The sequence below is a fragment of the Shewanella sp. BJSY2023SW001 genome, from assembly GCF_047314685.1.
GTDB classification, from domain to species: Bacteria; Pseudomonadota; Gammaproteobacteria; order Enterobacterales; family Shewanellaceae; genus Shewanella; species Shewanella indica.
The window spans coordinates 1-16,097 of record NZ_JBKORF010000052.1 but is presented as its reverse complement, the minus strand read 5'-3'; the positions used below and the strand labels follow the sequence as shown (position 1 = coordinate 16,097).

At 50.7% G+C, this 16,097-nt stretch carries 11 protein-coding genes; all 11 read left to right on the top strand.

Translation table 11 applies throughout. The annotated features are described in order from the left end of the window. The 11 genes from nusG (at position 1) to tuf (ending at position 16,092) form a co-directional block, all read left to right on the top strand. A complete protein-coding gene (gene nusG, locus ACMHXH_RS11900) occupies positions 1-552 on the top strand; it encodes a transcription termination/antitermination protein NusG (protein WP_025012047.1) in 552 nt (183 codons plus the stop codon). 123 nt (positions 553-675) lie between these two features. Further along, positions 676-1,104 carry a 50S ribosomal protein L11 gene (gene rplK / locus ACMHXH_RS11895; protein WP_039034631.1) on the top strand — a complete coding sequence of 143 codons (429 nt, stop codon included), beginning with the start codon at positions 676-678 and terminating at the stop codon, positions 1,102-1,104. A 4-nt stretch (positions 1,105-1,108) separates the two neighbouring features. Next, entirely contained in the window at positions 1,109-1,810 is a 702-nt protein-coding gene (gene rplA, locus ACMHXH_RS11890) for a 50S ribosomal protein L1 (protein ID WP_039034632.1), read from the top strand. Between the two features lie 263 nt (positions 1,811-2,073). Then, positions 2,074-2,574: a 50S ribosomal protein L10 gene (rplJ, locus tag ACMHXH_RS11885; protein ID WP_039034633.1), complete on the top strand. Its 501-nt coding sequence runs from the start codon at positions 2,074-2,076 to the stop codon at positions 2,572-2,574. A gap of 54 nt (positions 2,575-2,628) precedes the next feature. Then, positions 2,629-2,997, top strand: coding sequence for a 50S ribosomal protein L7/L12 (gene rplL / locus ACMHXH_RS11880; protein ID WP_039034634.1), 369 nt, complete (start codon positions 2,629-2,631; stop codon positions 2,995-2,997). A gap of 233 nt (positions 2,998-3,230) precedes the next feature. Continuing rightward, the gene (rpoB, locus tag ACMHXH_RS11875; RefSeq protein WP_071476345.1) at positions 3,231-7,262 is read left to right on the top strand and encodes a DNA-directed RNA polymerase subunit beta; all 4,032 of its coding nucleotides are present in this window, start codon (positions 3,231-3,233) and stop codon (positions 7,260-7,262) included. Positions 7,263-7,346: 84 nt separating this feature from the next. Next, a complete protein-coding gene (gene rpoC / locus ACMHXH_RS11870; protein WP_039034636.1) occupies positions 7,347-11,558 on the top strand; it encodes a DNA-directed RNA polymerase subunit beta' in 4,212 nt (1,403 codons plus the stop codon). A 178-nt stretch (positions 11,559-11,736) separates the two neighbouring features. Beyond that, positions 11,737-12,111, top strand: coding sequence for a 30S ribosomal protein S12 (gene rpsL / locus ACMHXH_RS11865; RefSeq protein WP_039034652.1), 375 nt, complete (start codon positions 11,737-11,739; stop codon positions 12,109-12,111). 76 nt (positions 12,112-12,187) lie between these two features. Next, on the top strand, positions 12,188-12,658 hold the full coding sequence (gene rpsG / locus ACMHXH_RS11860; RefSeq protein WP_025012041.1) for a 30S ribosomal protein S7: 471 nt from the start codon (positions 12,188-12,190) through the stop codon (positions 12,656-12,658). A 72-nt stretch (positions 12,659-12,730) separates the two neighbouring features. Next, positions 12,731-14,827, top strand: coding sequence for an elongation factor G (fusA, locus tag ACMHXH_RS11855; protein WP_039034637.1), 2,097 nt, complete (start codon positions 12,731-12,733; stop codon positions 14,825-14,827). Between the two features lie 80 nt (positions 14,828-14,907). Next, complete coding sequence (gene tuf / locus ACMHXH_RS11850) at positions 14,908-16,092, top strand: elongation factor Tu (RefSeq protein ID WP_251767294.1); 1,185 nt, start codon at positions 14,908-14,910, stop codon at positions 16,090-16,092. Positions 16,093-16,097: the final 5 nt, after the last annotated feature.

Below are 16,097 nucleotides of genomic sequence, written 5' to 3'. Positions count from 1 at the left end.
ATGACTGAAGCTAAAGAAGCTAAGAAAAGATGGTATGTGGTTCAGGCTTTTTCCGGTTATGAAGGCCGTGTATGTAAGTCTTTGCTTGAACACATCAAGATGCATGGTATGGAAGAGTTCTTCGGCGAAGTACTGGTTCCTACCGAAGAAGTCGTGGAAATGCGTGCCGGCCAACGCCGCAAGAGTGAGCGTAAGTTTTTCCCCGGTTATGTGCTGGTACAGATGGAAATGAACGATCAAAGCTGGCACTTGGTGAAGAGTATTCCTCGAGTGATGGGCTTTATTGGTGGCACATCTGATCGCCCAGCACCTATTTCTGATAAGGAAGCCGAGGCTATCCTGCGTCGCTTGCAGGAGACGACTGATTCTCCGACTCATCGCGTTATGTTCGAACCCGGCGAAGTGGTTCGGGTTACCGATGGTCCATTTGCCGACTTCAACGGTACGGTTGAGGAAGTGGATTATGACAAGAACCGCGTTAAGGTGTCTGTGATGATCTTCGGCCGCTCAACTCCGGTTGAGTTGGACTTTAATCAGGTTGAAAAATCCTGATTAAATAAAATACAAAATCCGTTTGGCAACGGGTGCGGATTTCTATATAATCCGCACCCGTTGTTTTCGGGGAGCTTAAGGCATGTTGCCTGAGCGTTTGAACCCAAACTGAGGAAATGTCAGATGGCAAAGAAAATTGAAGCTTACATCAAGCTGCAAGTAGCAGCCGGTGCTGCAAACCCGTCTCCACCAGTTGGTCCAGCTCTGGGTCAGAAAGGTGTGAACATCATGGAATTCTGTAAAGCATTCAACGCTCGTACTGAAAAGTTCGAAAAAGGTATGCCAATTCCAGTAGTGATCACTGTTTACAATGATCGCTCATTCACTTTCGAAACCAAGACTCCACCTGCAGCCTTCTTGCTGAAGAAAGCCGCTGGCCTGAAGTCAGGTTCTGCCCGTCCTAACACTGAGAAAGTGGGTACTATCAAGCGTAGCCAGGTTCAGGAAATTGCTGAAACCAAGGCAACCGATATGACTGGTGCTGACATTGAAGCGATGATTCGCTCAATCGAAGGTACTGCGCGTTCCATGGGTTTGGTAGTAGAGGACTAATATAATGGCAAAGCTGACTAAGCGCATGCGCACCATCCGCGAGAAAGTGGACGTAACCAAAGCATACGACATCAACGAAGCTGTAGCTCTGCTGAAAGAACTGGCTACTGCCAAGTTCGTTGAGAGCGTAGACGTTGCCGTTAACCTGGGTGTTGATCCTCGTAAATCAGACCAAAACGTTCGTGGTGCCACTGTGCTGCCACACGGTACCGGTCGTGAAGTACGTGTTGCTGTATTCACTCAAGGTGCCAATGCCGAAGCTGCGAAAGAAGCTGGTGCTGAACTGGTAGGTATGGAAGATCTGGCTGAGCAGGTGAAAGCCGGCGAAATGAACTTCGACGTAGTTATCGCATCTCCTGATGCAATGCGCGTTGTTGGTATGCTGGGTCAAATCCTGGGCCCACGCGGCCTGATGCCTAACCCTAAAACCGGTACTGTAACTCCTAACGTTGCCGAAGCTGTTAAGAACGCCAAGGCAGGTCAGGTTCGTTACCGTAACGACAAGAACGGCATCATCCACACTACTATCGGTAAAGTGGACTTCGAAACTGTTCAACTGAAAGAAAACCTGGAAGCACTGCTGTCTGCACTGAGAAAGGCTAAGCCTGCTGCAGCCAAAGGTCAGTATGTGAAGAAGGTAAGCATCTCCACCACTATGGGTGCAGGTGTAGCTGTCGACCAGAACACTCTGGACGCTGCTAGCTAATTTTACAAAGTGCGCGTGTTAGCCTATAATGCGCGCACTTTTGTGGGTTGGAACCTATGACGGGTGTTTTCACTCTGATGGGTTTCCGTCCAAGACCGCAGGTGTTGACCGTCTGGAATACTTAATTTCCTGCGTAGACGGTGTCAGGCCCCAGATAGATTTATTTCTGCTGGATTATCTGCACCGTAAGTAACTGAGTACGTTTGTATTCAGTATGGTAAACACTGGGGGGAACCCCCAGGTAGAATCCAGGAGTAAAGCCAATGGCATTAAGACTCGAAGACAAAAAAGCGATTGTTGCTGAAGTCAACGAAGCTGCCAAAGGTGCGCTTTCTGCAGTTGTCGCCGATTCACGCGGTGTAACTGTAGGTGCTATGACAGTTCTGCGTAAGACTGCTCGCGCAAACGGTGTGTATGTACGTGTAGTACGTAACACTCTGGCTCGCCGCGCAGTAGAAGGCACTGCTTTTGAGTGTCTGACAGAGGTGTTCTCTGGCCCAACTTTGATTGCTTTCTCTAACGAGCACCCAGGTGCTGCAGCTCGTCTGTTAAAAGACTTTGCTAAAGAGCAAGCCGCTTTCGAAGTTAAAGGTGCAGCTTTTGAAGGGGAATTCATCCCTGCAGCTGACATTGATCGTTTGGCAAAACTGCCAACTTACGAAGAAGCACTGGCACAGCTGATGATGACTATGAAAGAAGCATCTGCTGGCAAGTTCGTTCGTACTCTGGCCGCTCTGCGCGATCAAAAACAAGAAGCCGCTTAATCTCAAGCTGGCTGCTTAACAGAATTGAATTCAGAACAATAGGAAACATTTGTTATGTCTATCACTAAAGACCAAATCCTTGAAGCCTTTGCAGCTATGTCTGTAATGGAAGTTGTTGAACTGATCGAAGCTATGGAAGAGAAGTTCGGCGTATCTGCTGCTGCTGCAGTAGTTGCTGGCGGCGCTGGTGAAGCTGCTGCTGCTGAAGAGAAAACCGAGTTCGACGTAGTTATGACTTCTCACGGTGACAACAAAGTTGCTGTGATCAAGGCTGTACGTGGTGCCACAGGTCTGGGTCTGAAAGAAGCCAAAGCTATGGCTGAATCTGCTCCAGTAGCTGTTAAAGAAGGCGTCTCTAAAGAAGAAGCTGAAGCTCTGAAGAAAGATCTTGAAGAAGCTGGTGCTCAAGTAGAGATCAAGTAAGTCATACTGACTTACAATCACCCAAGCCAATTGGGTGGAGGCTGGCGGTTTTTTGACCGTCGGCCTTTTTTGCGCTGTAAGCGTTGGCGATTTTTTTCACCGTTTGTCGCCAGATTTTGCAGTCCCTAGCAGTGATTATTGGTTAGGTTCTTGCCATCAACGGTGATGGGCAAACGTGCTGGATTAACTGTGTTGATCCAGTCTTGGTCACATCTCGCAAGCAGAGGAAACCCATGGTTTACTCCTATTCTGAAAAGAAGCGTATTCGCAAAGACTTCGGTAAGCGTCCACAGGTATTGGACATCCCTTACTTGTTGTCTATTCAGTTAGACTCTTTTAAGAAGTTCACCGATCAAGATCCTACCGGTGAGCGTGGCCTAGAGGCCGCCTTCCGTAGCGTTTTTCCCATCAAGAGCTTTTCTGGTAATTCAGAACTGCAGTACGTCAGCTATAAGCTGGGCGAGCCTGTTTTTGATGTGAAAGAGTGTCAAATCCGCGGTGTGACATACTCCGCTCCACTGCGTGTTAAGCTGCGCATGGTGCTGTATGATCGTGAAGCTGCCGCCGGCACTGTAAAAGATATAAAAGAACAAGAAGTCTACATGGGGGATATCCCTCTGATGACTGAAAACGGTACCTTTGTCATCAATGGTACTGAGCGTGTTATCGTATCTCAGTTGCACCGTAGCCCAGGTGTGTTCTTCGACCACGACCGTGGTAAGACACACTCCTCAGGTAAAGTGCTGTATAACGCGCGTATTATTCCTTACCGCGGTTCATGGCTCGACTTCGAGTTCGACCCTAAAGATGCGTTGTTTGTACGTATTGACCGTCGCCGTAAGCTGCCTGCCAGCATCATTCTGCGTGCCCTGGAATATTCTACTCAGGATATCCTCGACATCTTCTTCGAGCGTATTGACTTCAAGATCAAGAAAGATTCTCTGGTCATGACACTGGTTCCTGAGCGTCTGCGTGGTGAAACTGCCAGCTATGACATCAAGGACTCTGAAGGCACTGTGCTGGTAGAGAAGGGCCGTCGTATCACTGCCCGTCATATCCGCCAACTGGAAAAAACCAACACCACTGAACTGGAAGTACCGGTTGAGTATATTGTTGGTAAAGTGGCGGCTCAGGACTATATCGATCCTGACACAGGTGAAGTACTGGTTACCGCCAACAACGAGATCAGCCTGGAAGACCTGGCCAATCTGTCACTGGCCGGTATCAAAGAGGTCAGCACCCTGTACATCAACGAGCTGGATCACGGTGCTTACATTTCTGACACCCTGCGTATTGACTCAACCACCAACCGTTTGGAAGCGCTGGTTGAAATCTATCGCATGATGCGTCCTGGCGAGCCACCAACCAAGGATGCCGCCGAAGCTCTGTTCCAGAATCTGTTCTTCAGCGAAGAGCGCTATGATCTGTCTAAAGTGGGCCGGATGAAGTTCAACCGTCGTCTTGAAATCGACGAGAACGAAGGTACCGGTGTACTGACCAAAGAAGACATAGTTGCCGTAATGAAGAAGATCATCGAAATCCGTAACGGTTTTGATGAAGTCGATGATATCGACCACCTGGGTAACCGTCGTATCCGTAGCGTTGGCGAAATGGCCGAGAACCAGTTCCGTGTCGGTCTGGTACGTGTTGAGCGCGCAGTACGTGAACGTCTGTCTCTGGGCGATCTGAACGAGCTGATGCCTCAGGATCTGATCAACGCCAAGCCAATCTCTGCAGCAGTGAAGGAGTTCTTCGGTTCTTCTCAGCTGTCGCAGTTTATGGATCAGAACAACCCACTGTCAGAAGTGACTCACAAGCGCCGTATTTCGGCTCTTGGTCCTGGCGGTCTGACCCGTGAGCGTGCCGGCTTCGAAGTTCGAGACGTGCACCCAACTCACTATGGTCGTCTGTGTCCAATTGAGACCCCTGAAGGTCCAAACATTGGTCTGATCAACTCACTGTCTACCTTTGCCCGTACCAACTCATACGGCTTCCTGGAAACACCTTACCGCAAGGTGATCGACAGTGTGGTTACTGATGAAGTGGAATATCTGTCAGCCATCGAAGAAGGCCGCTATGTGATTGCACAGGCCAACATCGAGCTCGACAACGAAGGTCGCATTGTGGAAGAGCAGGTTGCCTGTCGCCACAAGGGTGAATCCACCTTTATGCGCGCTTCCGATATCCAGTATATGGACGTATCTCCACAGCAGATCATCTCTGTGGCGGCATCTTTGATCCCATTCCTTGAGCACGACGACGCTAACCGTGCATTGATGGGTGCAAACATGCAACGTCAGGCAGTACCAACACTCAAGTCAGAGAAGCCTCTGGTGGGTACAGGTATTGAACGTACACTGGCTGTTGACTCAGGCGTGGTTGTGGCTGCCAAGCGTGGCGGTGTGATCGACTATGTTGATGCCAGCCGCATCGTGGTTAAGGTTAACGAAGATGAGCTGCGCCCAGGCGAAGCCGGTATCGATATCTACAACCTGACCAAGTACACCCGCTCCAACCAGAACACCTGCATCAACCAGCGTCCATGCTGTAGCGTAGGTGAGCCTGTGGTGCGTGGTGACGTGCTGGCCGATGGTCCGTCAACCGACTTGGGCGACCTGGCTCTGGGTCAGAACATGCGCGTGGCGTTCATGCCATGGAACGGTTACAACTTTGAGGATTCCATCCTTATTTCCGAGCGCGTAGCGCAGGAAGACCGTTTCACGACTATCCACATTCAGGAACTGTCCTGTATCGCTCGTGACACCAAGCTGGGTAGCGAAGAGATCACTGCCGATATCCCTAACGTAGGTGAGTCTGCACTGAGCAAGCTGGATGAATCCGGTATCGTTTACATCGGCGCCGAAGTTAAAGGCGGTGACATTCTGGTTGGTAAGGTAACGCCTAAGGGTGAAACTCAGCTGACTCCGGAAGAGAAACTGCTGCGGGCTATTTTCGGTGAGAAAGCGTCTGACGTTAAAGACAGCTCTCTGCGTGTACCTAACTCAGTGAAGGGTACCGTTATCGACGTGCAAGTCTTCACCCGTGATGGTGTTGAAAAAGACAAGCGCGCCATCGAAATCGAAGAGATGCACATTGCTCAAGCCCGTAAGGACTTGACAGAAGAGTTCAAGATCCTTGAAGAAGGTGTTCTGAGCCGTGCCCGTAACTTGCTGCTGAGCGCTGGTTTCAGTGAAGCCAAACTGGCTGAACTGCCACGCAAAGACGTATTGGTTCAGGTTATCGACGATGAAGCCAAGCAAACCGAATTGGAACAGCTGGCTGAACAGCACGAAGAGCTGAAAGCCGACTTTGACAAGAAGTTCGAAATCAAGCGTCGCAAGATCACCCAAGGTGATGATCTGGCTCCAGGCGTACTGAAGATCGTTAAGGTTTACCTGGCAGTTAAGCGTACCATCCAGCCTGGTGACAAGATGGCGGGTCGTCACGGTAACAAGGGTGTGATCTCCAAGATCTGTCCTATCGAAGATATGCCATACGACGAGCAGGGTAACCCTGTCGACATCGTACTGAACCCTCTGGGTGTACCTTCGCGGATGAACATAGGTCAGGTACTGGAAGTTCACTTGGGTGCTGCGGCTAAAGGTATTGGTAATCGCATCAATGCCATGCTGGAAGAACAGCGTGAGCTGGCCGAACTGCGTGGCTACATCAAACAGGTCTATGAACTGGGCGATGAAGTGAAGCAGCGCGTGGATATCGATTCATTTACCGATGATGAAGTTCTGCGTCTGGCCAAACACCTGAAGGATGGTCTGCCAACGGCAACCCCAGCCTTCGACGGTGCCAAAGAGAAAGAGATCAAGCAGATGCTTGAGCTTGCAGGTCTGCCGACTTCTGGTCAGCTGAATCTGTTTGATGGTCGTACCGGTAACCAGTTCGAGCGTCCTGTGACCGTAGGTTACATGTACATGCTCAAACTGAACCACTTGGTTGATGACAAGATGCACGCCCGTTCTACCGGTTCGTACAGCTTGGTTACTCAGCAGCCTCTGGGCGGTAAAGCTCAGTTCGGTGGTCAGCGTTTCGGTGAGATGGAAGTGTGGGCCCTGGAGGCATACGGTGCTGCGTATACTCTGCAGGAAATGCTCACAGTGAAATCGGATGACGTTAACGGTCGTACTCAGATGTACAAGAACATCGTTGACGGTAACCATCAGATGCAGCCAGGAATGCCAGAGTCCTTCAACGTATTGCTGAAGGAGATCCGTTCTCTCGGTATCAACATCGAGTTGGATCAAGAGTAAGACGCGGGTTAAAGCCTGCGTTTGGCAACGAATTGGTGCTCCGCGAGAGCGGGGCACCGGGTTTAACTCCTTCAGGAGAGAAACGTGAAAGACTTATTAAAGTTTCTGAAACAGCAAAGCAAGACTGAAGAATTTGAAGGCATCAAGATCGGCCTGGCGTCGCCTGATCTGATCCGTTCTTGGTCATTTGGTGAAGTTAAGAAGCCTGAAACCATCAACTACCGTACATTCAAGCCTGAGCGTGAAGGCCTGTTCTGTGCCCGTATCTTTGGCCCGGTCAAAGACTACGAGTGTCTGTGCGGTAAGTACAAGCGTCTCAAGCACCGCGGTGTGATCTGTGAGAAGTGTGGCGTTGAAGTGACCCAGACCAAAGTACGTCGTGAGCGTATGGGCCACATCGAACTGGCCAGCCCAGTTGCCCACATCTGGTTCCTCAAGTCACTGCCATCCCGTATCGGTCTGATGCTGGACATGACTCTGCGTGATATTGAGCGAGTACTCTACTTCGAATCTTATGTGGTTATCGAGCCAGGCATGACCAGCCTGGAGCGCGGTCAAATGCTGACCGAAGAAACCTACCTGGATGCGCTGGAAGAGTATGGTGACGAGTTTGAAGCCAAGATGGGTGCCGAAGCGGTTCTGGAACTGCTGCGCGCTATCGATCTGGAGAAAGAAGTTGAGCAGATGCGCGAAGAGCTGCCATCTATTAACTCTGAGACCCGTCGCAAGAAAGTCACCAAGCGTTTGAAGCTGGTTGAGGCCTTCTACCATTCAGGCAACAAGCCAGAGTGGATGATCCTCAAGGTGCTGCCGGTTCTGCCACCTGATCTGCGTCCTCTGGTTCCACTGGACGGCGGTCGTTTCGCGACTTCAGATCTGAACGATCTGTATCGCCGCGTGATCAACCGTAACAACCGTTTGAAGCGTCTGCTGGATCTGGCCGCTCCGGATATCATAGTTCGCAACGAAAAGCGTATGCTGCAGGAATCTGTTGATGCCCTGCTGGATAACGGTCGTCGCGGTCGTGCCATTACCGGTTCCAACAAGCGTCCTCTGAAGTCCTTGGCCGATATGATCAAGGGTAAGCAAGGTCGTTTCCGTCAGAACCTGCTGGGTAAGCGTGTTGACTACTCAGGCCGTTCGGTAATTACCGTGGGCCCAACTCTGCGTCTGCACCAGTGTGGTCTGCCGAAGAAAATGGCGCTGGAACTGTTCAAACCATTCATTTACGGCAAGCTGGAAGGTCGTGGCCTGGCCACTACCATCAAAGCCGCCAAGAAGATGGTTGAGCGTGAAGTTGCCGAGGTTTGGGACGTACTGGATGAAGTGATCCGCGAACACCCTGTGATGCTGAACCGTGCACCAACACTGCACCGTTTGGGTATCCAGGCGTTCGAACCTGTACTGATCGAAGGTAAAGCGATTCAACTGCACCCACTGGTGTGTGCGGCCTATAACGCCGACTTCGACGGTGACCAAATGGCGGTACACGTGCCTCTGACGCTGGAAGCCCAGCTGGAAGCCCGTGCGTTGATGATGTCAACCAATAACATTCTGTCACCTGCCAACGGTGAGCCGGTTATCACTCCTTCTCAGGACGTGGTACTGGGTCTGTACTACATGAGCCGTGAGCGCGTAAATGGCCGCGGTGAAGGTATGGCCTTTGAGTCTGTTGCCGAAGCCGAGAAAGCCTATCGCACAGGTGCCGCCGAGCTGCACGCCCGGGTTAAAGTTCGTATCACCGAAACTCATATCGATGAGAACGGTGAGCGCACCCAGCAGCGTCGCATTGTCGACACCACAGTAGGTCGTGCTCTGTTGTCATTGATCCTGCCAGCCGGTATGTCTTTTGATCTGGTTAACCAGAACATGGGCAAGAAGCAGATCTCCCGTTTGCTGAACACCTGCTACCGTCAGCTGGGTCTGAAAGATACCGTTATCTTTGCTGACCAACTGATGTACACAGGTTTCCAATACGCCACTATCTCAGGTGCCTCTGTCGGTATCAACGATATGGAAATCCCGGAAGCCAAGTACAAGCTGGTTGCCGACGCAGAAGCCGAAGTTTTGGAAATCCAGGAACAGTTCCAGTCTGGTCTGGTAACTGCCGGTGAGCGTTACAACAAGGTTATCGATATCTGGGCCAGCGCCAACGAGAAAGTCTCCAAGGCGATGATGGAAAACCTGTCTTCCGAAGTGGTTATCAACCGCGACGGTGAAGAAGAGAAACAGGCTTCTTTCAACAGCATCTACATGATGGCCGACTCAGGCGCTCGTGGTAGTGCCGCTCAGATCCGTCAGTTGGCGGGTATGCGTGGTCTGATGGCCAAGCCAGACGGCTCTATCATCGAAACGCCCATCGTGGCGAACTTCCGTGAAGGTCTGAACGTACTGCAGTACTTTATTTCAACCCACGGTGCTCGTAAGGGTCTGGCGGATACCGCACTTAAGACAGCAAACTCAGGTTACCTGACTCGTCGTCTGGTGGATGTTGCCCAGGATCTGGTCGTTATCGAAGATGACTGTGGTACTCACGAAGGTCTGATCATGAAACCGCTGATTGAAGGTGGTGACGTGGTTGAGCCACTGCGTGAGCGCGTACTGGGTCGTGTTGTTGCCGAGGATGTTTACTATCCTGGTTCCGACGAAGTCCTGGCGCCACGTAACACTTTGCTGGATGAGGCATGGTGTGACAAGCTGGAAGAGTACAGCGTTGACGAAGTTAAAGTTCGCTCTGTGATCTCCTGTGATACCGACTTCGGTGTTTGTGCCAAGTGTTATGGTCGCGACCTGGCCCGTGGTCACCTGATCAACCAAGGTGAAGCAATCGGTGTTGTTGCTGCTCAGTCAATCGGTGAGCCTGGTACACAGCTGACGATGCGTACCTTCCACATCGGTGGTGCGGCATCCAGGGCTTCTGCAGAAAACAACGTTCAGGTGAAGAACGCCGGTAACCTGAAGCTGCATAACGCCAAGTTCGTTAAGAACAGCGATGGCAAGTTGGTTATCGTATCGCGCTCGTCTGAGCTGGCGATTATCGATGAACTGGGCCGTGAGAAAGAGCGCTACAAAGTGCCTTACGGTACTGTGCTCGAAACGCTGGAAGGCGCTGAAGTTAACGCTGGCCAGACCATCGCTAACTGGGATCCACATACTCACCCAATCATCACTGAAGTGGCGGGTTATGTGAAGTTTGAGCAGATGATTGACGGTGTCACCATCTCGCGTCAAACCGACGAGCTGACCGGTCTGTCTTCCATCGTGGTATTGGATGTGGCCCAGCGCCCAAGCGCCGGCAAAGAAATGCGTCCAATGATCCGCTTGGTGGATGAAAACGGTAATGACCTGACTATTCCTGGTACCGACGTACCTGCGCAGTACTTCCTGCCCAGCAATGCGATCGTAAACCTGGAAGATAATGCTCAGATCAGCGTCGGTGATGCACTGGCTCGTATTCCTCAGGAATCGTCCAAGACACGCGATATTACCGGTGGTCTGCCAAGGGTTGCTGACCTGTTCGAAGCCCGTAAGCCGAAAGAGCCTGCGATTCTGGCTGAGATCAGCGGTACCATCTCCTTCGGTAAAGAGACCAAAGGTAAGCGTCGTCTGGTTATTACTCCTGCCGAGGGCGGTAACCCATACGAAGAGATGATCCCCAAGTGGCGTAACCTGAACGTGTTCGAAGGTGAAAAAGTCGAACGCGGTGAAGTGATCGCCGATGGTCCAGAGTCTGCTCACGATATTCTGCGTCTGCGCGGTATCCACAACGTAGCCAACTACATTGTGAATGAAGTACAGGACGTATATCGTCTGCAGGGTGTGAAGATTAACGACAAGCACATCGAGGTGATCATTCGCCAGATGCTGCGTAAGTGTCTGATCACTGAAGCCGGTGATTCTGAGTTCCTCGAAGGGGAGCAGGTTGAGGTGTCCCGCGTCAAGATCGCTAACCGCGAACTGGAAGAGCAGGGCAAGATTCCGGCCAAGTTCGAACGTGAACTGCTGGGTATCACCAAAGCCTCTCTGGCGACTGAGTCCTTCATCTCTGCGGCCTCGTTCCAGGAAACCACTCGCGTACTGACCGAAGCGGCAGTAGGTGGTAAGAGTGATAACCTGCGCGGTCTGAAAGAGAACGTGATCGTAGGTCGTTTGATCCCGGCTGGTACGGGTTATGCTTACCACAACAACCGTAACCAGGCTCGCGGTGAAGTAGCGACTGAAGCACCTAGCATCAGCGCCAGCGAAGCCGAACAGAACCTGGCCGATCTGTTGAACCTGGCTGGCAGTCAGGAATAAGTAGCATAGATGTTACAAAAGGCGCCGAAAGGCGCCTTTTTCATTGGAATACGCTGCAAAAGTTGGCTATTTCTTGACAGCCAAGCCTTACCTTTCTAAAATTCCGCGTCCCACTATTGTGGGATTAGATTTTTCACACCTTATTGTTGAGTTGAAATCAACTGATTCGGAGCTATACATGGCAACTGTAAACCAGTTGGTACGTAAGCCTCGCGCACCTAAAGTCGAAAAGACTAACGTGCCTGCGTTGAACGCGTGCCCACAAAAGCGTGGTGTTTGTACTCGTGTGTACACCACTACTCCAAAAAAACCTAACTCTGCACTACGTAAAGTAGCTCGTGTGCGTCTGACCAACGGTTTCGAAGTATCTTCGTACATCGGCGGTGAAGGCCACAACCTGCAGGAACACAGTGTAATCCTGATCCGTGGTGGTCGTGTTAAAGACTTACCTGGTGTGCGTTATCACACTGTTCGTGGCGCCCTGGACTGTGCTGGTGTGACTTCACGTCGCCAAGCTCGTTCTAAGTACGGTGCTAAGCGTCCTAAGTCTTAATGGTTTTCCGTTAAGTAAGGCCAAGCTAAATATAAATTCCAGTTTTGGAAATACCTGAAGCATACGGAGAATAGTTATGCCAAGACGTCGCGTAGTAGGACAACGTAAAATCCTACCTGATCCAAAGTTTCAAAGTGAGTTGCTGGCTAAGTTCATCAACGTCATTATGCAGGACGGCAAAAAGTCGACTGCTGAAAAAATTATCTACAAAGCACTGGATGTTGTCGCCGATAAGAAAGGCGAAGAGCATCTGGTTATCCTTGAAGCAGCCCTGGAAAACGTTCGCCCAGCGGTAGAGGTTAAGTCTCGCCGTGTTGGTGGTTCTACTTACCAGGTTCCATGTGAAGTTCGTCCAGTTCGTCGTAACGCACTGGCGATGCGCTGGTTGGTTGAAGCTGCTCGTAAGCGTGGTGAAAAATCTATGGCTCTGCGCCTGGCAGGTGAACTGCTGGACGCTTCCGAAAACAAAGGTACTGCCGTTAAGAAGCGCGAAGACGTGCATCGTATGGCAGAAGCCAACAAAGCGTTTGCTCATTACCGTTGGTAATATCGGGCGCGGGCTTGCCCGCGCTTTCTCTGACATTGCTAAGATTTTTATCTTAGTCAAGAGGGTATAATCGTGGCTCGTACAACTCCAATTGAGCGTTATCGCAACATAGGTATTTGTGCTCACGTTGACGCAGGTAAAACCACTACCACAGAGCGAGTCCTGTTCTATACAGGGGTAAACCACAAGATGGGTGAAACCCATGACGGTGCGTCTACCACTGACTGGATGGTTCAGGAGCAGGAGCGGGGTATTACTATTACCTCAGCGGCTGTTACCACGTTCTGGCGCGGTATGGATGCCCAGTTTACTGAGCATCGTATCAATATCATCGATACCCCAGGTCACGTCGATTTTACTATTGAGGTAGAGCGTTCTCTGCGCGTACTTGACGGTGCTGTAGTGGTCTTTTGTGGTTCTTCTGGTGTGGAACCTCAGTCTGAGACCGTATGGCGTCAGGCCGACAAGTATCATGTCCCCCGTCTGGTGTTCGTCAATAAGATGGACCGTGCCGGTGCCGACTTTGATCGCGTAGTAGGACAGATCCGTAACCGTCTCGGTGCAACTTGTGTGCCTATTCAATTGAATATTGGTGCAGAAGAAAACTTTAGCGGGGTTATCGATCTCATCAAGATGAAAGCCATCAACTGGAATGAAGAAGACCAGGGCCTGACTTTCACTCACGAAGAGATCCCAGAGCATTTGCTTGCCAAGGCAACCGAAATGCGCGAATACCTGGTAGAGAGTGCCGCAGAGGCTTCTGATGAGCTGATGGACAAATACCTTGAAGAAGGTGAGCTCACAGAAGAAGAGATCAAAAAAGCGCTTCGTCAACGTACTATCAACAACGAAATTGTGCTGGCTACCTGTGGTAGTGCCTTTAAAAATAAAGGCGTACAGGCAGTTCTCGATGCTGTTGTTGAATACCTTCCTGCTCCGGTTGATGTTCCTGCGATTAAGGGCATCGATGACAGAGAACAGGAAGTTGAGCGTGTTTCTGATGACAATGCACCTTTCTCTGCGTTGGCATTCAAAATCGCAACAGACCCATTTGTGGGTACTTTGACCTTTATCCGGGTTTACTCAGGTGTCCTGGAGTCAGGTTCAGCCGTTTACAACTCTGTAAAAGAGAAGCGTGAGCGTATCGGCCGTATCGTGCAGATGCACGCCAACGACCGTAAAGAACTGAAAGAAGTGCGCGCAGGTGATATAGCTGCTGCTATCGGCCTGAAAGATGTGACAACCGGTGACACCCTGTGTGACCCAGACCATAAGGTAATTCTGGAGCGGATGGAATTTCCCGAGCCGGTCATTACCATTGCTGTGGAACCTCGTTCCAAAGCCGACCAGGAAAAGATGGGCATTGCGCTGCAGAAGCTGGCAATGGAAGATCCTTCTTTCCGGGTTGAGACTGATGAGGAGTCGGGTCAGACTCTGATTTCAGGTATGGGTGAGCTACACTTGGACATTATCATCGACCGTATGCGCCGTGAGTTCAGCGTTGAATGTAACGTTGGTAAACCTCAGGTGGCTTATCGTGAAACTATCCGCAGTGCTGTGGAAGTGGAAGGTAAGTTTGTGCGTCAGTCTGGTGGTCGTGGTCAATTCGGTCATGTCTGGCTGAAACTGGAGCCTCGTGAAGAGGGTGCCGGTTATGAGTTTGTCAACGAAATCGTTGGTGGTGTCGTTCCTAGGGAATACATCCCTGCGGTTGACAAAGGGATCCAAGAACAGATGAAGAACGGTGTTGTCGCCGGCTTCCCTGTATTGGACGTGAAGGTCACTCTGTTCGATGGTTCATATCATGATGTGGACTCGAACGAAATGGCGTTCAAAGTTGCAGGTTCTATGGGCTTCAAGAAGGGGGCGCTGCAAGCTAACCCTGTGTTGCTCGAGCCTTGCATGAAGGTTGAAGTGACAACCCCAGAAGACTACATGGGTGACGTAGTAGGTGATCTGAACCGTCGTCGTGGTCTTATCGAAGGTATGGATGACGGCGTCGCCGGTATCAAGATTATTCGAGCTGTGGTACCTTTGGCTGAAATGTTTGGTTATGCAACAGATTTGCGCTCAGCGACTCAGGGCCGGGCTTCATACTCCATGGAGTTTTTGAAGTACTCTGAAGCGCCGCAAAACGTTGCTAAAGCAGTTATCGAAGCTCGTACCTGATTTAGGTAACGGCATTAACTGTTATTTTGATTGATGGTGTCCGGCAAAGCCGGACTCTTCTGAAAAGAAAGGAATATATCGTGTCTAAAGCTAAATTTGAACGTTCCAAGCCCCACGTTAACGTGGGCACCATTGGTCACGTTGACCATGGTAAAACCACTCTGACTGCTGCTATCTCAACTGTACTGTCTAAGACTTACGGTGGTGAGGCTCGTGACTTCGCAGCGATCGATAACGCTCCAGAAGAGCGTGAGCGCGGTATTACCATCAATACCTCTCACATCGAGTATGACACTCCAACTCGTCACTACGCTCACGTAGACTGCCCAGGTCACGCTGACTATGTTAAAAACATGATCACCGGTGCTGCCCAGATGGACGGCGCAATCCTGGTAGTAGCTTCTACTGACGGCCCAATGCCACAGACTCGTGAGCACATCCTGCTGTCTCGTCAGGTAGGTGTACCTTTCATCATCGTATTCATGAACAAGTGTGACATGGTAGACGATGAAGAGCTGCTGGAACTGGTAGAGATGGAAGTTCGTGAACTGCTGTCTGAGTACGATTTCCCAGGTGATGACCTGCCAGTAATTCAGGGCTCAGCTCTGAAAGCTCTGGAAGGCGACGCTCAGTGGGAAGCCAAGATCATCGAACTGGCTGAAGCACTGGATTCTTACATCCCTGAGCCAGAGCGTGATATCGATAAGCCATTCCTGCTGCCTATCGAAGACGTATTCTCAATCTCTGGTCGCGGTACTGTAGTAACAGGTCGTGTAGAGCGCGGTATCATCAAAGTTGGTGACGAAGTAGAAATCGTGGGTATCCACGACACTACCAAGACTACCTGTACTGGTGTAGAAATGTTCCGTAAGCTGCTGGACGAAGGTCGTGCCGGTGAGAACTGCGGTATCCTGCTGCGTGGTACCAAGCGTGATGAAGTAGAGCGTGGTCAAGTACTGGCTAAGCCTGGTTCAATCACTCCACACACCAAGTTCGAATCAGAAGTTTACGTACTGTCTAAAGAAGAAGGTGGTCGTCACACTCCATTCTTTAAAGGCTACCGTCCACAGTTCTACTTCCGTACAACTGACGTGACCGGTACTATCGAACTGCCAGAAGGCGTAGAGATGGTAATGCCAGGCGACAACATCAAGATGGTTGTTACTCTGATCTGCCCAATCGCGATGGACGAAGGTCTGCGCTTCGCAATCCGTGAAGGTGGCCGTACAGTTGGTGCTGGTGTTGTAGCCAAGATCATCGCTTAATTGCG

Bases quoted from the DNA above. Each gene is read 5' to 3' on its own strand.
- nusG (WP_025012047.1), top strand. From the start codon at position 1: ATGACTGAAGCTAAAGAAGCTAAGAAAAGATGGTATGTGGTTCAGGCT.
- rplK (WP_039034631.1), top strand. From the start codon at position 676: ATGGCAAAGAAAATTGAAGCTTACATCAAGCTGCAAGTAGCAGCCGGT.
- rplA (WP_039034632.1), top strand. From the start codon at position 1,109: ATGGCAAAGCTGACTAAGCGCATGCGCACCATCCGCGAGAAAGTGGAC.
- rplJ (WP_039034633.1), top strand. From the start codon at position 2,074: ATGGCATTAAGACTCGAAGACAAAAAAGCGATTGTTGCTGAAGTCAAC.
- rplL (WP_039034634.1), top strand. From the start codon at position 2,629: ATGTCTATCACTAAAGACCAAATCCTTGAAGCCTTTGCAGCTATGTCT.
- rpoB (WP_071476345.1), top strand. From the start codon at position 3,231: ATGGTTTACTCCTATTCTGAAAAGAAGCGTATTCGCAAAGACTTCGGT.
- rpsL (WP_039034652.1), top strand. From the start codon at position 11,737: ATGGCAACTGTAAACCAGTTGGTACGTAAGCCTCGCGCACCTAAAGTC.
- rpsG (WP_025012041.1), top strand. From the start codon at position 12,188: ATGCCAAGACGTCGCGTAGTAGGACAACGTAAAATCCTACCTGATCCA.